Source organism: Nonomuraea sp. CX421 (assembly GCF_059358955.1).
Genome location: NZ_JCADBK010000007.1, coordinates 229,891 through 252,034, shown reverse-complemented (window position 1 = coordinate 252,034; position 22,144 = coordinate 229,891). Strand labels below are relative to the sequence as shown.

19 protein-coding genes are annotated in these 22,144 nt (G+C 71.4%); 10 read left to right on the top strand and 9 right to left on the bottom strand.

Features of this window, described 5'->3' with window-relative positions; genetic code table 11:
* Window position 1: 1 nt before the first annotated feature.
* The 5 genes from cysD to AC5L3X_RS16065 all read left to right on the top strand — a co-directional run bounded on the left by cysD (window position 2) and on the right by AC5L3X_RS16065 (window position 5,456).
* Complete coding sequence (cysD, locus tag AC5L3X_RS16085) at window positions 2-916, top strand: sulfate adenylyltransferase subunit CysD (RefSeq protein WP_189124089.1); 915 nt, start codon at window positions 2-4, stop codon at window positions 914-916.
* Window positions 917-920: 4 nt separating this feature from the next.
* The gene (gene cysN / locus AC5L3X_RS16080) at window positions 921-2,183 is read left to right on the top strand and encodes a sulfate adenylyltransferase subunit CysN (RefSeq protein WP_494857669.1); all 1,263 of its coding nucleotides are present in this window, start codon (window positions 921-923) and stop codon (window positions 2,181-2,183) included.
* Between the two features lie 149 nt (window positions 2,184-2,332).
* Window positions 2,333-3,247, top strand: a complete 915-nt coding sequence (locus AC5L3X_RS16075) for a sulfotransferase (RefSeq protein ID WP_494857667.1) — start codon at window positions 2,333-2,335, stop codon at window positions 3,245-3,247.
* Between the two features lie 23 nt (window positions 3,248-3,270).
* Window positions 3,271-4,302: a glycosyltransferase family 2 protein gene (locus AC5L3X_RS16070; RefSeq protein ID WP_494857665.1), complete on the top strand. Its 1,032-nt coding sequence runs from the start codon at window positions 3,271-3,273 to the stop codon at window positions 4,300-4,302.
* A 365-nt stretch (window positions 4,303-4,667) separates the two neighbouring features.
* Entirely contained in the window at window positions 4,668-5,456 is a 789-nt protein-coding gene (locus AC5L3X_RS16065; RefSeq protein ID WP_494857664.1) for a WecB/TagA/CpsF family glycosyltransferase, read from the top strand.
* Between the two features lie 17 nt (window positions 5,457-5,473).
* Here AC5L3X_RS16065 and AC5L3X_RS16060 read toward each other — a convergent pair whose 3' ends face one another.
* Window positions 5,474-6,067, bottom strand: a complete 594-nt coding sequence (locus AC5L3X_RS16060; RefSeq protein WP_494857662.1) for a TetR/AcrR family transcriptional regulator — start codon at window positions 6,065-6,067, stop codon at window positions 5,474-5,476.
* 72 nt (window positions 6,068-6,139) lie between these two features.
* Between AC5L3X_RS16060 and AC5L3X_RS16055 the strand changes: the two genes are divergently transcribed.
* Window positions 6,140-6,934, top strand: coding sequence for an MBL fold metallo-hydrolase (locus AC5L3X_RS16055; protein WP_494857661.1), 795 nt, complete (start codon window positions 6,140-6,142; stop codon window positions 6,932-6,934).
* Between the two features lie 27 nt (window positions 6,935-6,961).
* Here the strand turns inward: AC5L3X_RS16055 and AC5L3X_RS16050 are convergent, their stop codons facing one another.
* Genes AC5L3X_RS16050 through AC5L3X_RS16025 form a run of 6 tightly spaced genes read right to left on the bottom strand, consistent with a single transcriptional unit; the run spans window position 6,962 to window position 13,421 of the window.
* On the bottom strand, window positions 6,962-7,858 hold the full coding sequence (locus AC5L3X_RS16050; RefSeq protein WP_494857659.1) for a sulfotransferase: 897 nt from the start codon (window positions 7,856-7,858) through the stop codon (window positions 6,962-6,964).
* Complete coding sequence (locus AC5L3X_RS16045; RefSeq protein ID WP_494857658.1) at window positions 7,855-9,111, bottom strand: lipopolysaccharide biosynthesis protein; 1,257 nt, start codon at window positions 9,109-9,111, stop codon at window positions 7,855-7,857. The genes AC5L3X_RS16050 and AC5L3X_RS16045 overlap by 4 nt, the downstream gene beginning before the upstream one ends.
* Complete coding sequence (locus AC5L3X_RS16040) at window positions 9,099-9,953, bottom strand: sulfotransferase (protein ID WP_189124096.1); 855 nt, start codon at window positions 9,951-9,953, stop codon at window positions 9,099-9,101. The genes AC5L3X_RS16045 and AC5L3X_RS16040 overlap by 13 nt, the downstream gene beginning before the upstream one ends.
* Complete coding sequence (locus AC5L3X_RS16035) at window positions 9,950-10,849, bottom strand: hypothetical protein (RefSeq protein WP_494857657.1); 900 nt, start codon at window positions 10,847-10,849, stop codon at window positions 9,950-9,952. Before AC5L3X_RS16035 ends, AC5L3X_RS16040 begins: the two co-directional genes overlap by 4 nt.
* Window positions 10,846-12,114 (bottom strand): O-antigen ligase family protein, encoded by a 1,269-nt coding sequence (locus AC5L3X_RS16030; protein ID WP_189124098.1) that lies wholly within the window; start codon window positions 12,112-12,114, stop codon window positions 10,846-10,848. Before AC5L3X_RS16030 ends, AC5L3X_RS16035 begins: the two co-directional genes overlap by 4 nt.
* On the bottom strand, window positions 12,111-13,421 hold the full coding sequence (locus AC5L3X_RS16025) for a Wzz/FepE/Etk N-terminal domain-containing protein (protein WP_494857656.1): 1,311 nt from the start codon (window positions 13,419-13,421) through the stop codon (window positions 12,111-12,113). Before AC5L3X_RS16025 ends, AC5L3X_RS16030 begins: the two co-directional genes overlap by 4 nt.
* A gap of 330 nt (window positions 13,422-13,751) precedes the next feature.
* On the opposite strand from AC5L3X_RS16025, the gene AC5L3X_RS16020 reads away from it, so the two are divergent.
* A complete protein-coding gene (locus AC5L3X_RS16020) occupies window positions 13,752-14,810 on the top strand; it encodes a glycoside hydrolase family 26 protein (RefSeq protein WP_494857655.1) in 1,059 nt (352 codons plus the stop codon).
* Window positions 14,811-14,820: 10 nt separating this feature from the next.
* Here AC5L3X_RS16020 and cysC read toward each other — a convergent pair whose 3' ends face one another.
* Window positions 14,821-16,035 (bottom strand): adenylyl-sulfate kinase, encoded by a 1,215-nt coding sequence (gene cysC / locus AC5L3X_RS16015; protein ID WP_494857654.1) that lies wholly within the window; start codon window positions 16,033-16,035, stop codon window positions 14,821-14,823.
* 46 nt (window positions 16,036-16,081) lie between these two features.
* A complete protein-coding gene (locus tag AC5L3X_RS16010) occupies window positions 16,082-16,798 on the bottom strand; it encodes a class I SAM-dependent methyltransferase (RefSeq protein WP_494857652.1) in 717 nt (238 codons plus the stop codon).
* 186 nt (window positions 16,799-16,984) lie between these two features.
* Between AC5L3X_RS16010 and mfd the strand changes: the two genes are divergently transcribed.
* From mfd to AC5L3X_RS15995, 3 genes are read left to right on the top strand one after another with little or no spacing between them, the layout of a single operon-like run.
* Entirely contained in the window at window positions 16,985-20,473 is a 3,489-nt protein-coding gene (gene mfd, locus AC5L3X_RS16005) for a transcription-repair coupling factor (RefSeq protein WP_494857651.1), read from the top strand.
* Between the two features lie 28 nt (window positions 20,474-20,501).
* Entirely contained in the window at window positions 20,502-21,137 is a 636-nt protein-coding gene (locus AC5L3X_RS16000; RefSeq protein ID WP_494857650.1) for a SurA N-terminal domain-containing protein, read from the top strand.
* Window positions 21,138-21,139: 2 nt separating this feature from the next.
* A complete protein-coding gene (locus AC5L3X_RS15995) occupies window positions 21,140-22,075 on the top strand; it encodes a nucleoside triphosphate pyrophosphohydrolase (protein WP_189124104.1) in 936 nt (311 codons plus the stop codon).
* Window positions 22,076-22,144 lie beyond the last annotated feature (69 nt).

The window sequence follows — 22,144 nt, the reverse complement described above, 5'->3', positions numbered from 1 at the left end:
CATGCTCCAGCGCGACTACACGACGTCGCAGCTCGACGTGCTCGAAGCCGAAGCCATTCACATCATGCGCGAAGTGGCCGCGGAGTTCGAGCGTCCGTGTCTGCTCTTCTCTGGCGGCAAGGACTCCATCGTCATGCTGCGCATCGCGGAGAAGGCCTTCTGGCCGGCGCCCATCCCCTTCCCGCTCATGCACGTCGACACCGGGCACAACTTCGACGAGGTCATCGAGTTCCGCGACCGGCGCGTCCAGGAGCTGGGCGCGCGGCTGATCGTGGCGAGCGTGCAGGCCTCGATCGACGCCGGGCGGGTGGTCGAGGACACCGGACGACGCGCCTCGCGCAACCGGCTGCAGACCACCACGCTGCTCGACGCGATCGAGGACCACGAGTTCGACGCCGTCTTCGGCGGCGCCCGGCGCGACGAGGAGAAGGCCCGGGCCAAGGAGCGGGTGTTCTCCTTCCGTGACGACTTCGGTCAGTGGGACCCCAAGAACCAGCGCCCCGAGCTGTGGAACCTCTACAACGCCCGGATCCGAAAGGGCGAGCACATCCGGGTGTTCCCGCTGTCCAACTGGACCGAGCTCGACGTGTGGGACTACATCCGGCGCGAGGGCATCGAGATCCCGTCAATCTACTTCGCCCACACCCGCAAGGTCTTCGAGCGCGACGGCATGCTGCTGCCCGACGCCGACGTCGTCCACCGCGGCGACGACGAGCCGCTCATCGAGGCGGTGGTGCGCTATCGCACGGTGGGCGACATGACCTGCACCGGCGCCGTGCAGTCCACGGCCGCCACGGTGGAGGAGATCATCGAGGAGATCGCGGCCACCCGGATCACCGAGCGCGGGGCCACCAGGGCCGACGACCGCGCGTCGGAGGCCGCCATGGAGGATCGCAAGCGGGAAGGTTACTTCTAAACCGATGGACATTCTGCGTTTCGCCACGGCGGGAAGCGTCGACGACGGCAAGTCCACGCTGATCGGGCGCCTGCTCTTCGACTCCAAGGCGATCTTCGAGGACCAGTTGGAGGCGGTCGAGCGCACCTCGCGCGACCGCGGCACCGAATACACCGACCTGTCGCTGCTCACCGACGGCCTGCGGGCCGAGCGTGAGCAGGGCATCACCATCGACGTGGCCTACCGCTACTTCGCCACCCCGCGCCGCAAGTTCATCATCGCCGACACGCCGGGACACATCCAGTACACCCGCAACATGGTCACCGGAGCCTCCACGGCCGACCTGGCGATCATCCTCATCGACGCGCGCAAGGGCGTCCTGGAGCAGTCGCGCCGCCACGCGTTCCTGACCTCGCTGCTCCGGGTCCCGCACCTGGTGCTCGCGGTCAACAAGATGGACCTGGTCGACTACTCCCAGGAGCGCTTCGAGGAGATCCGCGAGGAGTTCACCGCCTTCGCCTCCAAGCTCAACATCAGCGACCTGACGTTCATCCCGATCTCCGCGCTCAACGGCGACAACGTGGTGTCCCGCTCCGAGAGCATGCCGTGGTACAACGGCTCCTCTCTGCTCCACCACCTGGAGAACGTCCACATCGCCTCCGACCGCAACCTGGTCGACGTCCGCTTCCCGGTCCAGTACGTGATCCGCCCGCAGAAGGCGACCGATCACGCCTTCCACGACTACCGCGGCTACGCCGGCCAGGTCGCCGGCGGGGTGCTGAAGCCCGGCGACGAGGTCGTCCACCTCCCCTCGGGCCTGGCCACCAGGATCGCCTCGATCGACACCTTCGACGGGCCGGTGGAGGAGGCGTTCCCCCCGATGTCGGTCACCCTGCGCTTCGAGGACGACATCGACATCTCCCGGGGCGACATGATCGCCCGTCCCAACAACCAGCCGCAGGTGGCCCAGGAGCTGGAGGCGATGGTCTGCTGGATGGCCGACAGCGTCAAACTGGCCCCGCGTTCCAAGCTCACCATCAAGCACACCACCCGTACGGCCCGCGCCCTGGTGCGTGACCTCCACTACCGCCTCGACGTCAACACGCTCCACCGCGACGAGGAGGCCACCTCGCTGGGCCTCAATGAGATCGGCAGGGTGTCGCTCCGGGTCACCCAGCCGTTGTTCGTGGACGACTACGCGCGCAACCGGCTCACCGGTGGCTTCATCCTCGTCGACGAGGCCACGAACGGCACGGTCGGCGCCGGCATGATCACCGACGTCCGCTGACCCGATCACCCTGACGGCCCCCGCCTCGCCGGGGGGCGTCGGCGTTTCCCCATGTCGGCAGGTAGATCCTTAAACCGTTCACGAATCATGCGATTACTCTGAGCGCTAGAGTCTGCACGTTCCGTGTTCATCTTCCTGAGGCGTCATCTGTGATCGACCCTTCGACCGCCACCCGGGTGGTCTTCCTGGGCGGCCTCGGCCGCAGTGGCAGCACCTTGCTCGAACGGCTGCTCGGTGAGCTGCCCGGGGTGGCTCCCCTCGGCGAGGTGGTCCATCTGTGGGCCCGTGGTGTGCTGGCCGGCGAGCCGTGCGGCTGCGGCGAGCCGTTGCCCGACTGCCCGTTCTGGCGCAAGGTCGGCGAGCGGGCCTTCGGAGGGTGGACCGGCTCGCTGGCCGAGCGGATGCTGACCCTGCGGCAGCGGGTCGATCGCACCCATAGGGTGCTCCGCATCGGCCACCCCGACCTGGCCGAATACGTGCAGGCCTATCGCCGCGTCTACGACGCCGCGGCCGAGGTGGCCGACGCCCGCCTGGTGATCGACTCCAGCAAGCACGCCTCCCTGGCCCACTGCCTGACGGCGGACGGCTCCGCTCCGCACGTGATCCAGGTGGTGCGCGACCCGCGGGCCGTGGCCCACTCGTGGCGCAGGACGGTGGCGCGGCCCGAGGATGGCCGCCCGATGGCCCGCTGGGGCCCCGGCCGCACCGCGCTCCACTGGACGGCCCAGAACCTCGCCCTCGACCTGCTCGCCCGCCGCGGCCTCCAGGTGACCCGGGTTCGCTACGAGGACCTGCTCGCCGCCCCGCGCGCCACGCTGGCGTCCCTGGCGGAGCGCCTGGGCCTGCGGACCGAGCTGCCGTTCATCACCGACACGACCGCCCACCGCACCACGGCCCACCTCACCACCGCCCACACCGCCTCCGGCAACCCGATGCGCTTCACGGTGGGCCGGGTCGAGCTGGCCCTGGACGACACCTGGCGCTCCGCGCCCCGTCAGGGCCTGGTCACCGCGCTCACCTGGCCGCTCAGAGCCCGCTACGGCTATCGCGGGATCGCGGTGTGACTCCTCGATCAGGAAGTAAGACGATGCGACCATCTGTCGGCGTGGTGATCCCCACTCGGGGAGACCGGCCCCAGCAGCTCCGCGCCGCCGTCCTGGCGGCGGCGAGCCAGGACCACCCCGGCGAGACCTCCGTCGTCGTCGTGGCCGACGGCGTCGCTCCCGAAGCGGTCGCTGCCCAGCTGGCGGGGCTGGAAGCCGGGGCCTTCGCCGAGCACGTGACGGGGTTGGAGGCTGGGGCGTTCGCGGGGCGTGGGTCGGGGTTGGAGATCGGGTCGTTCGCGGGGCGTGGGTCGGGGTTGGAGGTCGGGTCGTTCGCCGGGCAGGAGTCCGGCCGGATCCGCGTCCTGGCCAACACCCTCACCCCCGGGCTGCCGGGCGCCCGCAACACCGGCATCGCAGCGTGCGACACCGAGCTGGTCGCGTTCTGCGACGACGACGACCTGTGGCTGCCGGGCAAGCTCGCCGCCCAGGTCGCCGTGCTGGAGAGCGGCGACGCCGAGTTCGCCAGCTGTGGCATTGAGGTCGAGTACGGCCGCCGCCGGGTGCCGCGACTGGCCGGGACGAGCACGGTCACCCGCGACGACCTGGTCCGCTCCCGCATGGTCATGGTGCACGCGTCCACGTTCCTGTTCCGGCGCGGTGCCCTCTGGGCGGACGAGAGCGCCCCCGGAGGCCAGAACGAAGACTGGGACCTCGCCCTGCGCGCCGCCAAACGGCGGCCAGTCGTCAACGTCGACCGGCCGCTCGTCCGGGTCCGCTGGGGATCGTCCCACTACGTCACTCGCTGGGCTGACCGCATCGCCGGGCTGGAGTGGATGCTCGCCCGGCACCCCGAGTTGGCCGCCGACCGGCGTGGCGCGGCCCGGGTCTACGGCCAGCTCGCCTTCCACCACGCCGCGCTCGGTCACCGGAGGCAGGCCGGGCGGTGGGCGGTGCGCGCCTTCACCGCCCGCGCCGGCGAGCCGCGCGTGCCGCTGGCGCTCGCCGTGGCGACCGGGCTCGTTTCCGCGCCCGCAGTGCTCGCCCTGCTGCACGACCGGGGGCACGGCATTTGACCAGCTCGCCACAGATCGCGCCGACGTCCGACGAGCCGCCGCCCGTGTCCGCCCAGTCGCCACTCGCCGCCGAAACGCCGCCGGCTCCGCCGGCCGCCTCGCCTGGTTCGTCAGCAACTCTGCCGGCAATGTCGTCAGCAGCGCCACCAGTAGGGCCAGCGGCAGTGCCGTCGACAGTGCCACCAACAGTGCCGTCGACAGTGCCACCAACAGTGCCGTCGACAGTGCCACCAACAGTGCCGTCGACAGGGTCACCAGCAGGGTCGGCAGCAGGACCGTCAGCAGTGCCACCAGCAGTGCCACCAGCAGTGCCACCAGCAGTGCCACCAGCAGTGCCACCAGCAGTGCCGTCGACAGTAGGGGCGGTGGGCCGGGCGGTGGGACGGGTGGCCGTCGCCGGCGTCATGGTCGATCCGCTGACCGAGTCGCAGGTGGTCGAGCGGGTCGCCGCCGCGCTGGAGGCCGGGCGCGGCGGCCGGATCGTCACGCCGAACGTGGACATCTGCCGGTCGGCCGCCCGCGACCCCGCCCTCAGAGAGCTGGTCAATTCCGCCGACCTGGTCGTGGCCGACGGCATGCCGCTCGTGTGGGCCGCACGACTGCTGGGCACCCCGCTGCCCGAGCGCGTCACCGGGGCCGATCTGATCTGGTCGCTCAGCAAGCTGGCCGCTCGCCGGGGCTGGCCGATCTACCTGCTGGGCGGGCCGCCCGGCGTCGCCGTCGCCGCGGCTCGGGAGCTCACCGGCTGCTATCCGCGGCTGCAGGTCTGCGGGGTCGAGTCGCCGCCCTACTCCTTCGACCAGACCGGCCCTGGCCGGGAGCGCGTGCTGCGCAGGGTCGTGGCGGCCAGGCCCGGACTGGTGTTCGTCGGGCTCGGCTTCCCCCGGCAGGATCTCCTGGTCGCGCGGTTGCGTGAGCGGCTGCCCGGGGCGTGGTTCGTGGGCTGCGGGTCGGCCATCGCGTTCGCCTCCGGAGCGGTGCCCAGAGCGCCCGGCTGGATGCGGCGTTCAGGGCTGGAGTGGTCGTTCCGGCTGTTGAGTGAGCCGGGGCGGCTGGCCCGCCGCTATCTGGTGGACGACCTGCCGTTCGCGCTGCGGCTGCTCGGCGGCTGTCTGGTCGAGCGGCTTCGCGGGGCCCGGCGGCGTCGGCTGTAGACCGCGAGTCACCGCGTTCATCGGGTGATGGTGGCGAGCATGAGACGCCGTGCGCGCGCCGGTGCGGTGGCGTCGGCGAGCAGCTGAATCTCCTGGTTGGCCGACATCGCGATCCCTGTCAGGGCTGTCACGAGATCGTCCGCGTCCAGCGTCGTGGTGATGTCGCCCGCTTCCTGCGCGATCACGATCTGCTCGCGCAGGAAGGCCCGCCATCGGGTGACCGTGGCGAGGAGGAAGCTCCGCAACTCGCCTGGCCGGCCGTCCAGCTCACAGGACGCGGCGGTAATGAAGCAACCGTTGGGAAACGGGCTGCTATCCAGATAGCCGCACCACAGATCGATCATCACGCGTAGGCGCGGCAGGCCCGACTCCACCTCCATGCTCGGCGCAACGACGGCGGCGATGAACATGTCGGCTGCCTTGGTCAGAACGGCGAACTGCAGTCCGGCGCGGGAGCCGAAGGGGCCGACGACGCCCGCCTTGCTCATGCCGAGAGCTTCGGCCAGGGTGCCGATGGTCAGCGCGGAGAGGCCGTCGGTGGAGGCCTTCGTCACGCCGGTGGCCACGATGCGTTCGCGGGTCAGCTGGGCCGCCTCGGCAGATCTCCTCATGGTTGACGAGCTTAGCAAACGATCGTACGCTAACCAGCCAACGAACGGTCGTACGCTAAAGGAGTCCGGAAGATGCGTGTTCGGTGGCTGGGCTGGGCCGGGGTGGAACTGGAGGCGCAGGGTCACAGCGTGGTGATCGACCTGCTCGGCCGCCCGGAGGGAGTGTTGGAGGGCACCCCGCTGTCGGCGCCTATGCCGACGGTCGTCCGGCCGCGTACAGAGGGGGACGTGATCGCCGGGCTGTGCACGCACCTGCATCGAGACCACACCGATGCCGCGGCACTGGCCGAAGCGCTCCGCCCCGATGGCCAGGTGTTGCATCCCGCGTCCTTCGGTGGCGACGACCACGAGAACCTGTGGACGCTCAAGGCCGACCGCGAACTCGACGAATGGAACCTGTCCCGGCGCCCGATGGGGCTGTGGGAGACCGTCACGATCGGCCCCTTCACGATCGCGGCCGTTCCAGCCGTCGACACTCTGGGTGATCCGCAGGTGTCCTGGGCCGTCGAAGCCGGCGGAAAGCGCGTGCTACACCTGGGCGACAGCATGTTCCATGGCTACTGGTGGCGCACCGCCCACCGGTTCGGGCCGTTCGACGCCGTGCTCACTCCCATCAACGGCCCGATCGTGTGCTTCCCGCACTGTCAGCCCCCGAGCCCCTATCCGGCCTCGCTCGACGCCGGCCAGGCGGCCGTGGCGGCGCGCCTGCTGGGAGCGAAAATCGCGGTGCCGATCCACTACGACGGATTCCAGATCGACGGCTTCTATGACACGCGGCCCGATGAGCTTTCCCGTTTTCTGGACGCGGCCTCGGCCGAGACCTATGAGGTCGCCGCCCTCAAGCAGGGCGAGGACATCACGGTCTAGACCTCTGGCCCGCAGCATCGGCGGCGATCAGGTGGTGAGCTCGCGTACCCGCGACACCTGGGCGGGGGTGAGGCCGCGGGCGGCTGTTTCCAGGGCGCGGCGCGAGTCCATCGGGCGGAAGGCGGTGCGTGACAGACCCGACCAGGCGAACCCTCGCTCGGCCGTCGCGGCGCCGGTGCACGCCCGGCCCACCCGGCGCTCGACAGCGGTCGACCAGGTCAGGCCCGCGTAGTCGTACAGGCGCCGGAAGCCGGGCACCGGGTCACGCGCCAGGTCCTCGTAGGCGGTCACCAGGACGCCCGGGGTGCGGGCCAGGATCCGGTGGGTCACCCGCCACAGCGCGGCGGCCTTGGCGACGCGGTCCTGGGAGCCGACGAGGGCGCGGAGCTCCAGCAGCTCGGGATGGTCACGGACGAGCAGGGGTTGTTCGAGCAGCTCGTGGAAGTAGACGGTCCAGCCCAGCCGCTGCCAGCTGGCCACGAACGACACCGGATCACGTTCCAGGGCGATCACCCGGCAGCCGAGCCGCGAGGCGAACCAGCCGGCCGACAGCACCGCGAACGGGTCGTCGAGCAGAGCCCGCCGCCCGGCCACTCGGCCCCAGGTGAAGGCGGTGCCGTACCTGAGCAGGCGGGCGAGATCGTACGGCGAGCGGTTGGCGCGGAGCTCGGACAGGAAGCGGTAGCGCAGCGCGGTCGTGTCGCGGAAGGCGGGCAGCCAGCCGGCCGAGTTGTCGTCGCAGATGTACTGGAACCGGTGCGTGACCTCGGCCCGCAGCACGCCGGGGCAGCGGCCGGGCGGGTGCTGGGGGTTGAGCGGCTCGTTGACGTAGACGAGCTCGCCGCCGGCGGCCAGCATCTTGCCCGTCCAGCTCGTGCCGCTCCGGGGCAGGCCCGTCACCAGGATCGGCGGTCGTCCGGTCATGCCGCCGACCAGGAGCGGATCCGCAGGGCGGCGAGGCTGTGGCGACCGAAGGGCCGCAGGCCGTAGCGGTGGTGGAGCTGCCAGAGCGGCAGCAGGTTCTTCGCCAGCATGCCGCCCGACCAGCCCAGCGCCGCGCCGAGCGCGCCGTGCGCGGGGATGAGCGCGATGTCGAGCGCGATCGTGATGGCGGTCGCCGCGACAAGGTTGAGCAGGCTGGCCGTGGTGTGCCCGGCGGCCGTGAGCACCACGTCGACCATCCCGCAGGCCGTCGCGACCATCATCGTGGCGGCAAGCACCAGGGCCACGGGGGCGGCGGAGCCGTACTCTGAGCCGAGCAGGCGCAGCAGCCACGGCGCCAGGGCGGCGTATCCGAGCCAGACCGGCCAGGTGAGCAGCACCAGCCAGACGGTCGTGGCCTGGTAGAGCTCCCGGGCACGCGCCAGCTCGCCGTCGGCCAGCGCGCGCACCAGGCGTGGTTGCACGGCCTGCGCCAGGCCCTGGTTGGCGAGCTGTCCGACCACCTTGAAGCGGGTGGCCGCGGTGTAGACGGCGGCCTGTGCCGGGCCGCCGAGCAGGGCGACGATCACGATGTCCAGCCGCTGGAACACCGCCTGGATCGCGCCCGCCACCGACCGGGGAGCCGTGTAGCGCCACAGCTCGCGGCCGGTGCCCGCCAGCTGCCGGGTGCGCGGCACCCGGCCGCGCAGGCAGCCCGCGGCCAGCAGCAGCACGGGAAGGTACGGCAGCGCCCAGGCGACGGGCAGCCAGCCGGGGGCCGCGACGACGGCCGCGACGGACACGAGCAGGAGCTGGCCGGCGGGCAGCAGCATGCCGTCGAGCAGCACGGTGGGGCGCATGGCGCCGAACCCCCGGGTGGCGGCCAGCAGGATGTCGGCGGCGACCATCGCGGGCAGCGCCAGGGCGAGGAGGCCGAGGTGAGGGAGGAGGGCGACGGTCGCGGTCACGGCCACGGCCACACTCGGGACCAGGGCCGCCCGGATATATCCGGAAATGCCCTGATAATCGGACGTCCTGGCTCGGGCGATGAAGTACACCAGACCGTTGCCCGCGTCGAGCTTGGCCACCCCGGCCGCCATCAGCGCCAGCGCCGTGGCGGTGAAGAAGGCGCCGGCCTGCTCGGCGCTGAACGCCCGGGTGACCACCACGACCAGCAGGAACTGGGCCAGCGCGCTGGTCGTGGCCCCGGTCACCCCGGCGGCGCCGCCCCTCGCCAGCCCCGTCAGCGCCGCCACGACGGGTCACCGCCCAGCCAGCGGACCAGGTGCGTGTCGTACACCTCGAAATGGTCGCTCAGCGCCTGCCGCACCGAGTCGGGCAGCGGCTTGGGCCGCGACCGCCCGTTGTGCCGCTCGAACTCCGGATAGCCCAGCCGCGGCATCCCCAGGAAGTCGAGCACCTCGTCGTAGACGTGCTCGGGCTCGGCGAAGAACCGGTGGCTGTCGAGGACCAGGATCCGCTCGCGCCCGAACAGCGGCTCCAGCCGGTCGAGCTGCTCGGCGTAGCGGCCGCGCGCCAGGTAGGCGTGGTGGCGGTGGGAGTGGTGGACGGAGTGGGGATGTGCCCGCAGGCTCTCCTCGGCTCCGGTCAGCCGCTGGGCCTCCAGCTCGACCGCGTACTCGAAGTGCGACTCGGTCTCGAACCCCCGGGCCAGCTCGTGCGCGTGGGCCGAGCAGGCCCGCTCGACCGGGTCGCGCACCAGCACGATCAGCTTCGCCCCGGGCAGGTCGGCGGCGATGCGCTCACCGGCCAGCGGATGGAACAGGTAGTAGGGCGACGACTCGAAGGCCAGTGGCCGGACACCGTACCGGCTGGTCAGCAGCTCGGCGCTCATCCGCAGCTGGAAGTGCGCCTGGTACCAGGACAGCGGACGGGAGTAGCCGACGTCGAAGTAGTGGACGCCCTTGTGCAGCACCGGCTTGAGCAGCAGCGGATGCTGCGCGAGCGCCCGGTAGAGCGAGGTGGTGCCGCACCGCTGCGCCCCTGCGATCAGGAACGACGGCAGGAGCCGCGAGGCCGACGTGATCCGTCCCGCCGCCCGGGAAATGGACAGCACCGACTGCTTCAGAGCCTTCAAGTGAGCAACTCCTGGTGGTCGAGGAGCGGGTTGAGCCAGACGTCGGGGGAGCCGAGCGGGGAGTGGCCGTCGGCGGCGTGCCGGTCGGCCAGCGCGATGAGGTAGTGCAGCGCGGTCAGCCGGGCCTGCGCGGCCGACAGCCCGAACGGCGCGAGCACGCCGACGGACTGCGCGAGGCAGGCGCGCGCGGCCGTCGCCGGGCTCATCCGGCGCAGCGCGCGCTGGAAGAGGTGGTGCAGGGCGTCGAACCCGCGGGGCACGCCGACCGCGTAGCGCTCCCAGTCCCAGACGAGCAACCGGCCGTCGGCGGAGGGGGAGATGTTCCACGGAGACAGGTCGCCGTGCCAGGCCGCGCCCGCCGGGCCCCCGGTCGCGGCGATCTCCCTGATCGCGTCGGTGAGCAACGCCGCGGGGACCCGGCCCCGTCTGACCGGCAGTGGAGACAGCGCCAGCACCTCCAGGTCGCGCCAGCGGCCGTGGTGCAGCACCGTCGGCACGACGACGGTCTTGAACGCCTGGTCGGCCATCCTCCGCAATGCGGCGGCCTCGTGTGCGACCAGCTCGCGGGCCCGCGCGGTGTCGCCGATCTTCACGTACGCCAGGCGCTCGCCGCCCGACCAGGCCTCCAGGATCGGTTTGCGGTTGGCCCGCCGGGCGGGGCGTACGTGGAGCACGGTCTCGATCGGGGCGCCCAGGACGTCGCTCAGGTGGGCGGCGATCGACCCGTCGGCGGCAAGTACGAGCTTGCGGCCGGGATGCCACCACCGGCGGGGCGCCAGGCGGCGCGGCAGCAGCCGGTGCGGCAGCACGCTGTAGGCCCGGGGCGAGCCGGAGCCGGGATGGAGCAGCCGCACGGTCTCGTCGAGATAGCGCAGACGGATCTTCGCGTCGTTCACGGACGGTTCCTCCACAGAAGGGCGAAGGAGATGAGGTAGAGGATGAGTGGCGTGACGAGCCCGTCGTAGATGAACATGTAGAGCAGCACGAGGGCCATCACCAGCACTCCCGCGAGCCCGACCGGGCTGCGGTCGCTCCAGTGACGGCGGATCGCGCCGACGAAGAACGCCACGTACAGGGCCGCTCCCGCGAAGCCCTGGGTGATCATCAGCAGCCAGAGCTGCCCGTCGCTGCCCAGCGGCGGGTGGCCGCAGCCGCCGCACCACGCCGTCTTGCCCGTGGTGATCGTGCGGTGGTTGCCCATCGCGTTGCGGGTGTTGCCGTAGCCGATCAGGGGGGAGTGGCCGGCGGCGCTGATCGTCGCCGACACGGTGAAGGCCCTGATGTCATTGGAGTGGGGGTTGTCCAGCCGCTGGGCGACCAGCGCGGCGAGCGGGCTGAACGCGAACACCAGCGCTCCCGTCACGGCCGCCGCGCACACCGCGAGCCTCGTCCGGCCGCCGACCCGGACGACCAGGTAGAGGGCGCCCAGCCCGAGCCCGATCCACAGCCCCCGGTTGAGGGAGTAGACGATCGGGATGGCCGCCAGGCCCATGAGCACGACCGCCACGGCCCTGCGCTGCCGGCCCCCGTGGACCCACCAGCCGACCACGAACCAGATCAGCAGCACCGACACGTTGCTGCCCCAGGCGTTGGCCCATTCGAACGGCGCCTCCGGGCGCGGGGAGGCGTAGCCGAGCACCTTCTGCGTCTGCGCGGCGGTGGGGTGGATCAAGTTCTGGACGAACGAGTTGCCGCCGATCCAGTCGGGCAGCGCCAGCTCCAGCGGAGAGGTGAACGAGAAGCTCGGGAAGAACACCCCGAGCAGCCCGCCCGCCACCGTCGTCACGAACAGCACCCCGAGCATCCGCACCAGCCGCAGCTGGGGCAGCTCCCGCTCGCTCAGGTTGCCCAGGTAGAGGACCATGACCAGCATCGACACGTAGAGCGCGAGTCGCATCAGGTAGCCGATGACGCGGCCCGCCCCGAACTCGCCGTAGGTGTCGGGCGGCATCTCCGACAGCATCAGCGCGCTCAGCCCGTAGCCGGCCAGCAGCAGCAGCCAGAGCCCGAACCCACGCGGCACCCTGATCGGTCTGCGCCGCCAGAGGATGACCGCCATCGGCACCGCCAGCACGATCACCGCGAGCCCGCCGAACCCCAGGCCCCACCACACGGGATAGCCCACGAGCAGCGCGGCGATGGGCCAGGCGGGCCCTTTCACGTCAGCGTGCCCGGTGGATGCGGCATCGCCTGCATGGGGGAGGTCTCTGGGTTGAGGCCGGGATCGAGCTCGGCGCCGGCCACGAGCTTGCCGAGGGAGGAGTGGGAGCGCGTGGTCACGGTCGGGGGGAACACGGGCTCGCGGTCGGCGGTGAGGACGCCGATGATCGGCACGTGCTGCCTGGCCAGCGGGCGGACCGCCGCCCTGACGTCCGCCGAGGTTGCGCGGCCGAGCCCGACGACCAGCACCGCGGCGTCGGCCCTGGCCAGGTCGCCCACGTCGGAGCCGTCGAGCACGGTCAGCAGCGTGGCGTCGGCGAGCGGCGCGGCCACGGCCGCGGCCGCGAATCCGATGGGCACCGCCCTGACCAGGAGCCGTTTGCCCTGGCAGCCGGCGATCACGGTGGAGGCCAGGTCGTGCAGCGCGCCGTGGTCGGGGCGGTGCGGCAGGTCGGCGATGACCGGCAGCCCGGTCAGCCGCTCGACGTCGGCGGCGGTGCGCAGCAGGGTGTCGAACCGGTCGCGCAGGGCGGCCCCCGCGGCGCCGAGAAGGAGCCCCAGCATCAGCCCGGTGCCGAGGTAGAGCGGCAGGCTGGGGGAGCTGGGGCGCTCGGGCGGGACGGCCTGGCTGAGGATCGAGCCCGGGGACACGGTGAGCGTCTTGAGGGCGTCGTACTTGGTGGTCAGGTTGTAGGCCTGCCGGTTGAGCACGCTCTGCCGGTGCTGGGCGAGGGTGTGCTCGGCGGTGCCGGCGGGCAGCGTGGGGAGCTCTCGGACCACGGTGTCGAGGTCGGTGTTGACCTGCTTGAGCTTGGCCAGCATGGCCTTCTGCTGGAGCGTGATGGCCGCCTGCGCGCTCTCGGCGCGAACCGCGAGGTAGGCGTCGGCATAGGCCTGCGACTGGGCCGCCGCGGTGGCCGGATCGGAGGCCGTCACGGAGATCGACAGCACCGCCGAGTTGGGCGGCACGGTCACCTCGACCGGCTCGGGCTCGGTGGTGCGCAGCAGCTCGGCCGCCTTGGCGGTCACCACGGCCGACTGCGCGACCTGTGCCTCGGTGTCGAGGTTGAGCGGCTCACGCTGCCGGGCGGTCACCTGGTTGCTCTGCTCCTGCGCGCCGACCGCCGTGACCAGGACCTGCGTGGTCGCGGTGTAGGCGGACGGCACGACGCACAGCAGGACCAGGCCCGCCAGGCCGCCGGCCAGGACGAAGCCCAGGAAGTGCTGCCAGCGCCTGCGCAGCAGGGCGAAGTGCTCGCCGAGACCGGTGCCGGAGCGGTGGGCCGGGAAGTCCGGCGACAGGCTCATGAGGCTCCCAGGGGTGTGCGCGATGTCATCGTGTGGCGACTCAGCGTCACATGTCGAGGCGCCCGCCCACTATAGGCCGGGCAGATATGGCCCAAGCTTATTACGGAAGATTTTCTCCGCTCTCGTCTGCGATTCGCCCTTCGAAAATACGAAATCGGGGGGAATTTCTGGTCGGATTGCAGCCGGTCTCATCAGCCAGAACACCCACACCGGCTGACGTCAAGAGAACGGCGTGGCATGGTTCAGCATTGACAGGGCGGGGGTCCTGGGAAAAGGGGGCGGAGGGTGCTGATGCTAAAAGACATTTCGTTTATGTCCAACAAAAAGGGCATGATTCTGCTGGTCGGGTCGGTAGGGCTGGTCGTGAGCCTCGTCATGGGGCTGACCGGGTGTTCGGGCCCGGCGGACACCCGTGAGGGGACGGCGTCCCCGGTCGACCCCAAGCCCAGGAAGGGCAAGGCCGCCTGTACGGTCACCGACAAGCTCATCCCGTCCTGCGGCGCCTGGTGGGGCATGGCGCCCGAGATCTTCACCGGCGTGCCCGTCGACCAGGCCATCCGCAGCGCCGAGCAGCGCATGGGCACCCACGCCGACGTGGTGCACGTCTATCACCGCACCAGCGAGCTGTTCCCCACCGACCGGGAGATCCGGCTGGCCCGCGACCCCGCCCGCCCGAGGCTGCTGCTGGTCAACTGGAAGCCGTCGTTCGACCACACCTGGGCGGAGATCGCCGGGGGAGCTCTCGACCACCGGATCGACCGGCTGGCCGCCTACATCCGGCGTACGTTCCCCGAGCGGTTCTTCCTCACCATCCACCACGAGCCCGAGAACGACGTCCGCGCCGGTCAGGGCTCGGGCATGCAGGCGGCCGACTACGCGGCCATGTACCGCCACGTCGTGCTCCGGCTGCGCGAGAAGGGCGTGAAGAACGCGGTCACGGTCATGACCTACATGGGCGCCCCCAACTGGGCGGCCAAGGCCTGGTTCGAGGAGCTCTACCCGGGCGACGACGTGGTCGACTGGGTGGCGATGGACCCCTACGCCGACAGTGACGTGCGCGACTTCGCCGGCCTGGTCAACAAGACCCGGCCCGACTTCCCGCGCTGGCCCGGCTTCTACCGGTGGATGCAGCTGCGCTTTCCCGGCAAGCCGGTCATGGTGGCCGAGTGGGGCGTGTTCGAGGACGCCGGCTCGCCCAAGGGCGCCTTCTACCACTCCGTACGCGCCCAGATTCGCAACTATCCGCAGATCAAGGCCCTGATCTACTTCGACTCACCCCAGGCGCCGCGCGGCAACACCAGCTTCGACACCGAGCCGATGACCGGCAGGGCGTTCACCACGCTGGCGCGCGACCCGCACTTCCGCTCGACCCGGGTGCCACTGCCCTGACCCCCGCCGGTCAGCGCGCCCAGCCGCCGGACCGCAGCGCGCCCAGCACCTGGGAGACCGCCGCCTCGATCGACAGGTGGGTGGTGTCGATGACCAGGTCGGCGTCGTCCGGCTCCTCGTAGGGGTCGGAGACGCCGGTGAACTCGGGGATGAGCCCGGCCCGGGCCTTGGCGTACAGGCCCTTGCGGTCGCGGCGCTCACACTCCTCCAGCGGGGTGGAGACGTGCACGAGCAGGAAATCGGCGCCGACCGACTCGACCATCTCGCGCACCTCCGCGCGGGTGGCCTCGTAGGGGGCGATGGGCGCGCAGATGGCCAGGCCGCCATGACGGGCCGCCTCGGCGGCGACGAAGCCGATGCGCCGGATGTTGAGGTCGCGGTCGGCCTTGGAGAACGTCAGGCCCTTGGACAGCAGGGCGCGCACCACGTCGCCGTCGAGGTAGGTGACCGTGCGGGTGCCGAGCTCCAGCAGCGCGTCACGCAGGCCGCGGGCGACCGTCGACTTGCCCGAGCCGGACAGCCCGGTGAAGAACACCACGAGACCGCGCCGGTGCGGGGGGCCGGGGATGCGCACCGGCTCGGGCCCGGCCAGGTGCTCGGTCGCGCCGTAGGCGGTGGCGACGTGCTCGCGCAGCTCCAGGTCGATCTCGGGCTCCTCGCGCGGCGCGAGCGGCACCGGGACGACGAGGGTGCCCTCGGGCAGGTGGTCCCTGGCCCGCAGCGCCGCCCTGACCACCGACGGGCCCTGCTCGCCGTACGAGAGGGGGAGCAGCACGATCGCCGCGTCGAGCTCCTTGGCGGTGGCGGTGATCTCGGTGAGGTCGTCGAGCGGCCCGCGCATCGTGACGACCAGTGTCGGGCGCCCGCCGAGGGCCTCGCGCACCTGGGACGGGGTGCGGCGCAGCCGGGCGAACGGGCCGTGCTCCGGCGCGCCGAGGCCGCGGACCGGACCGGCGGTCAGGCCATCGGGCTCGTGCTCGGTCACGGTGAGAACGGCGAGCGGCACGCCCTCGGGGTCGAGCAGCGTGACCTCGTCGCCGGGGGAGACGTCGGCGGGCAGACGCAGCGTGACCGGCGCCGGCCAGGGCGTGCCGTCGGCGAGGGTGCCGCGCTCGGCGACCGTGTGCAGGTCGTCGTGGCCCAGGAACCCGGTCAGGGGCTGGAACGCTCCGGACAGCAGCAGCTCGAGATCGGCCAGTTCGTGCGCGTCGGGGGTGTGCTCCACGTTCGAATCCCAAGTGCTCCGGTTAGATGACCGTCATAGTGTGTCACTAGATGAGACGTGCGAAGTGGTTCTGCGGCTTCCTGATGACCATGGTGATCTCGTCGTGTGACGAGGGATAACGGCCGCGGCTCAGCCTGTCGGCCAGCGTGACGGCGGTGCGGCCGAGCCGGCCCAGGGCGGGGCCGCTGGTCCTGGTCTCGTCGTCGGTGATCAGCAGGCCGCGGCTGAGGCAGAAGGCGTGAATGCCGTCGTACGAGGTCAGTGGCTCGTAGACGGCGGGCAGCGGGCCGGGTGTGCCGTCCGCCACCAGGTGGCGCCAGAGCGCGCGCCGCAGCCACCCCGGCGTGAGGCGGTCGCACAGGCCGTAGGCCGACTTGCGGTCGCGCATCCGCAGCAGCACCAGGCCGCCGGGCCGCAACGCCTGGAGCAGCCGGTCGAAGACCAGCTCCGCGTGGTGGATGCGTTCGAGCAGGAACGACAGCTGGATCACGTCCACCGATCGGGGCGGCACCGGCGCGGACCGCAGGTCGCCCAGCGACCAGGTGGCCAGGTCGGCTCGCTCCTCGACGACGCTCCTGATCGCCGGCAGATCCTCGTCGACCCCGGTGAGCCGGGTCTCGATCCGGTCGAGGGCCAGCGGCTCGTCGTGGGCGCATCCGGCGATCAGCAGGTCGAGCCGCCTGCCCAGCTGACCGGCCCACTGCTCGCGGATCCGCTGATCGAAGAGGCCGCCTTCCGGCGCGACCGACCGCACTTCAGACATGTCACTTAGAGTAGTCGGATCATCGCGAGTGGTGAGGGATTTCCCCTGCCGGCGTTCGTCGGCCTTCTGTGGCGGGGTATGCGGTCGTGCGGGGCGGGGTGGACAGTACCCTGGAGAACTGACACCCCCGCGACCTTCCCGGCCGGGGGTAATCGTGTTGCCGTCGTGGGGCTGTGGGCGTATCTGATGAGTCTTTCCGGGCTACTTGACCTTGTTGCCGCCGACCCGAAGCTGACCGCCGCGCTCGAAGAGGGCGGCGACGTCTCGCTGGTGGCGCCCTCGGCGTTGCGCCCGTTCGGCGTGGCCGCGCTGACCGGGCACGACCAGCGCACCGTGCTCGCGGTGACCGCGACCGGCCGTGAGGCCGAAGACCTGGCGTCCGCGCTGACCAGCCTCATCGAGCCGAGTTCCGTGGCGGTCTTCCCGGCCTGGGAGACGCTTCCGCACGAGCGGCTCTCGCCGCGCAGCGACACGGTGGGCCAGCGGCTGGCCGTGCTGCGCCGGCTCGCCCATCCGGTCAAGGGCGACTCGGCGGCCGGGCCGCTCAGCGTGGTCGTCGCTCCGGTGCGCGCGCTGCTGCAGCCGATCGTGAAGGGCCTCGGCGACCTGGAGCCGATCCGGCTGAGGGCGGGCGACGACGCCGACCTCGAGACCGTCGTGGACGACCTGGTGGGCAACGGCTACCACCGGGTGGACATGGTGGAGAAGCGGGGCGAGGTCGCGGTGCGCGGCGGGCTGCTCGACGTCTTCCCGCCCACCGAGGAGCACCCGCTCCGGCTGGAGTTCTGGGGCGACACCGTCGAGGAGATCCGCTGGTTCAAGGTGGCCGACCAGCGTTCGCTGGAGGCGGCCGAGGACGGCCTGTTCGCGCCGCCCTGCCGCGAGCTGCTGCTGACGCCCGAGGTGCGGGCGGCGGCGAGCGAGCTGGCCGGGCGCTACCCGGCGCTGGCCGAGGTGCTCGACCAGCTGGCCGAGGGGTCGCCGGTCGAGGGCATGGAGGCGTTCGCGCCCGTGCTGGCGGGCGAGATGGACCTGCTGCTCGACCACCTGCCGGCCAGGGCCGCGGTGTTCGTCTGCGATCCCGAGCGGATCAGGGGCCGGGCCGAGGAGCTGGTGCGTACGTCCCAGGAGTTCCTGGAGGCGTCGTGGATCAACGCGGCGGCGGGCGGCGAGGCGCCGATCGACCTCGGCGCGGCGGCCTTCCGCGGCCTCGACGAGATCCGCGACCACGCCGGCGCGCTGGGGCAGCCGTGGTGGACGATGGCGCCGTTCGGCACGGGGGTCGAGCTCGACGCCCATGACTCCGAGGCGTACCGGGGAGACACCAGGAGGGCGCTCGACGACGTCAAGGGCTGGCTCGCCGACGGCAAGGCCGTCGTGCTGCTGAGTGAGGGGCACGGCCCGGCGGAGCGCATGGTCGAGGTTCTCAAGAGCGTGGACGTTCCCGCCCGGCTTGAGAAATATCTGGACAAGGCGCCTGAGGCGCAGGTCGTCCACGTCACCACTGGTCTGATCGAGCACGGCTTCGTCACCCCCGACCTCGCCGTGCTCACCCATCTCGACCTCGTGGGCCAGAAGGCGTCCACCAAGGACATGCGCCGCCTGCCCTCCCGCCGCCGCAACATGGTCGACCCGCTGCAGCTCAAGGTCGGCGACCACGTGGTGCACGAGCAGCACGGCGTCGGCCGCTACGTCGAGATGGTCCAGCGCACCGTCCAGGGCGCCACGCGCGAGTACCTGGTCATCGAGTACGCCAAGGGCGACCGCCTCTACGTGCCCACCGACCAGCTCGACGAGGTCACCCGCTACGTGGGCGGCGAGGCCCCCACGCTCAACCGGATGGGCGGCGCCGACTGGGCCAAGGCCAAGTCCCGGGCCAAGAAGGCGGTCAAGGAGATCGCCGGCGAGCTGATCCGGCTCTACTCGGCCCGCATGGCCTCCCCGGGCCACGCCTTCGGCGCCGACTCGCCGTGGCAGCGCGAGATGGAGGACGCCTTCCCCTACGCCGAGACCGGCGACCAGCTGGAGGCCATCGACGAGGTCAAGCGCGACATGGAGCGCGGCGTCCCGATGGACCGGCTGATCTGCGGCGACGTCGGCTACGGCAAGACCGAGATCGCGGTGCGGGCCGCGTTCAAGGCCGTGCAGGACGGCAAGCAGGTGGCCGTGCTGGTGCCGACCACGCTGCTGGTGCAGCAGCACATGTCGACGTTCACCGAGCGCTTCTCCAGCTTCCCCGTGACGCTCAAGCCGGTCTCGCGCTTCCAGACCGACGCCGAGGTCAAGGGCACGCTCGAAGGGCTGCGCGCCGGCGCCGTGGACGTGGTCATCGGCACCCACCGGCTGCTCAGCCCCGAGGTGCGGTTCAAGGACCTGGGCCTGATCGTGATCGACGAGGAGCAGCGCTTCGGCGTCGAGCACAAGGAGGCCATGAAGCACCTGCGCACCCAGGTCGACGTGCTGGCCATGTCGGCCACGCCGATCCCGCGCACCCTGGAGATGGGCCTCACCGGCATCCGGGAGATGTCGACCATCCTCACGCCGCCGGAGGAGCGCCATCCGATCCTCACGTTCGTCGGGCCGTACGACGAGAAGCAGATCGGGGCCGCGATCCGGCGCGAGCTGATGCGCGACGGCCAGATCTTCTTCGTGCACAACCGGGTCGCCTCGATCAACCGGGTGGCCGCGCGGCTGCGGGAGCTGGTGCCGGAGGCGCGCATCGCGGTGGCCCACGGGCAGATGAACGAGCAGCAGCTAGAAAAGATCATGGTCGGGTTCTGGGAGCGGGAGTACGACCTGCTGGTCTGCACCACGATCGTGGAGTCGGGGCTCGACGTGCCCAACGCCAACACGCTGATCGTCGACCGGGCCGACAACTACGGACTGTCCCAGCTCCACCAGCTCAGGGGCCGGGTCGGGCGAGGCAGGGAGCGGGGCTACGCCTACTTCCTCTATCCGCCGGAGAAGCCCCTCACCGAGACCGCGCACGAGCGGCTGGCGACGATCGCGCAGCACACGGAGATGGGCGCCGGCATGTACGTCGCGATGAAGGACCTGGAGATCCGCGGCGCCGGCAACGTGCTGGGCGCCGAGCAGTCGGGCTTCATCGCGGGCGTCGGCTTCGACCTCTACGTCCGGCTCATGGCCGAGGCCGTACAGGAGCAGAAGGCCAAGCTGTCCGGCGAGGAGGCGCCCGCGGAGCAGCTCGACGTCAAGGTGGAGCTGCCGATCAACGCGCACATCCCGCACGACTACGTCACCTCCGAGCGGCTGCGGCTGGAGGCGTACAAGCGGATCGCCGCCATCTCGGCCCCCGTGCACATCGACGAGGTGCGCGACGAGCTCACCGACCGCTACGGCAAGCCGCCGGTCGAGGTGGACAACCTCCTGGAGGTGGCGAGGTTCCGCATCGAGGCCCGCCGGGCCGGGCTCACCGACGTCACCCTGCAGGGCCCGAACATCAAGTTCGGCCCGGTCAGGCTCAAGGAGTCGCAGCAGGTACGCCTCGACCGGCTCTACAAGAAGGCCATCTACAAGCAGGCCGCCGAGACGCTGCTCGTGCCGGTGCCCAAGACCAAGCCGCTGGGCGGGCAGCCGCTGCGCGACCTCGAGTTGCTCAAATGGTGCGGCGACCTGGTCGAGGCGATGTTCCTGGAACCAGCACGGGTAAGCTAGCGGCGGTTTTTGTCGGAAAGGGATGCATGTGAAGTCGATTCGAGTGGCTGTGGCCGCTGCCGCGCTGGCTGTCGTGATGACCGCCTGCTCCTCTCCCATGGAGGCCGGCTCCGCGGCCGTCGTCGGGAACGAGCGCATCTCGGCCAGCGACCTGACCAGAAACGTCCAGGAGTACGAAGCCGCGCTGCGCAAGGCCGGTGTCCAGCCCGACCAGATCGGGCTGCCGGGCAGCGTGCCCGAGGTCGTGCTCTACCAGCTGGCCAACGTCAAGCAGGCCGAGCAGCTCGTGCGCAAGGCCGGGGTGCGGGTCAGCGAGGGCGAGGTCGACCAGGCCATCGACGCCGCCCAGCAGCAGGGCGCCACCCTCGACCAGAACATGCTCTCCCGCGGCATGGCGCCGAGCCTGGGCCGCGACTACATGCGCATCTCGGTCGGCATCCAGAAGCTGCTCCAGCAGTACGGCGGCGGCACCGACGAGGCGGCCCAGCAGCGCGGCAACGAACGGCTGCAGAAGGAGGCCGCGACCATCTCGATCTCCTTCAACCCGCGCTACGGGAAGATCAACCAGCAGCGCACGGAGGAGAACCAGGCCCTGTTCATCGACGCGGGCCGCTTCGGCAAGGCCGTCGAGCCCGCCCAGCCGCAGCAGCAGCCGCAGGGCTAGCCGTGCCGCTGATCGTCGTCACCACCTCGCCGCGGATCGCGCCGGGCCTGCTGAGTCACCAGGCCTGGCAGGCGCTGCGCTCCGGCCGGGTGCTGACCGGCTCGGAGGACCATCCGCAGCTGCCCTACCTGGCCGAGGCGGGTGTCGAGGTGACGGTCGTCACGCCCGACCCTCCGCGGCTGGCGGCGGAGGCGGTCACCGAGACCGTCGTGTGGCTGGCCGACGACGACGAGCGGTTCATGCGCGATCTCGGGCACGCGGCGATCGCGCTGGACGAGCCGCCGGTGATCGAGGTGGTGCCGGGCTCCTACGACCTGCCGGGCGCCCGGGTGCTCGACCTGGTCGCGGTGATGGACCGGCTGCGCGCGGAGTGCCCGTGGGATCGCAAGCAGACCCACGAGTCGCTGGTCCCGTACCTGCTCGAAGAGGCGTACGAGGTGCTGGAGACGATCGAACAGGGCGACTATCCGGCGCTCCGCGAGGAGCTGGGCGATCTGCTGCTGCAGGTGGTGTTCCACGCGCGGGTGGCGGCCGGCTTCGACATGGACGACGTGGCCGCCGGGATCGTCGAGAAGCTGGTGCGGCGCCATCCCCACGTGTTCGGCTCGGTGCGGGCCGACAGCGCCGACGAGGTCAACGACAACTGGGAGGCCATCAAGGCCGCCGAGCGGGCCGCGAAGGGCGAGGAGACCTCGCTGCTGGACGGCGTGCCGCTCGGCCAGCCCGCCCTGTCGCTGGCGGCCCAGCTCGTCCGCCGCGCCGAGCGCGCGGGCGCGCCCGAGAGCCTGGCCGCCGCGGTCGGCCAGGGGGTGGGCCGCGAGCTGTTCGACCTCGTCCGCCGTGCCCAGGAGGCCGGTGTCGACGCCGAGGCGGCGCTGCGGGCCGCCGCCCGCTCCTACCGCGACCGGGTCCGCGCCTGGGAGTCCCGCGAGTCCTGACCGGGGAGCGCCTCCTCGGGGAGACCGCGCGTCCTGAGGGCGGGCGCGCCGACGAGGTGAGGCCGTACC

Bases quoted from the DNA above. Each gene is read 5' to 3' on its own strand.
- cysD (WP_189124089.1), top strand. From the start codon at position 2: ATGCTCCAGCGCGACTACACGACGTCGCAGCTCGACGTGCTCGAAGCC.
- cysN (WP_494857669.1), top strand. From the start codon at position 921: ATGGACATTCTGCGTTTCGCCACGGCGGGAAGCGTCGACGACGGCAAG.
- AC5L3X_RS16070 (WP_494857665.1), top strand. From the start codon at position 3,271: ATGCGACCATCTGTCGGCGTGGTGATCCCCACTCGGGGAGACCGGCCC.
- AC5L3X_RS16060 (WP_494857662.1), bottom strand. From the start codon at position 6,067: ATGAGGAGATCTGCCGAGGCGGCCCAGCTGACCCGCGAACGCATCGTG.
- AC5L3X_RS16055 (WP_494857661.1), top strand. From the start codon at position 6,140: ATGCGTGTTCGGTGGCTGGGCTGGGCCGGGGTGGAACTGGAGGCGCAG.
- AC5L3X_RS16050 (WP_494857659.1), bottom strand. From the start codon at position 7,858: ATGACCGGACGACCGCCGATCCTGGTGACGGGCCTGCCCCGGAGCGGC.
- AC5L3X_RS16025 (WP_494857656.1), bottom strand. From the start codon at position 13,421: ATGAGCCTGTCGCCGGACTTCCCGGCCCACCGCTCCGGCACCGGTCTC.
- AC5L3X_RS16020 (WP_494857655.1), top strand. From the start codon at position 13,752: ATGATTCTGCTGGTCGGGTCGGTAGGGCTGGTCGTGAGCCTCGTCATG.
- AC5L3X_RS16010 (WP_494857652.1), bottom strand. From the start codon at position 16,798: ATGTCTGAAGTGCGGTCGGTCGCGCCGGAAGGCGGCCTCTTCGATCAG.
- mfd (WP_494857651.1), top strand. From the start codon at position 16,985: ATGAGTCTTTCCGGGCTACTTGACCTTGTTGCCGCCGACCCGAAGCTG.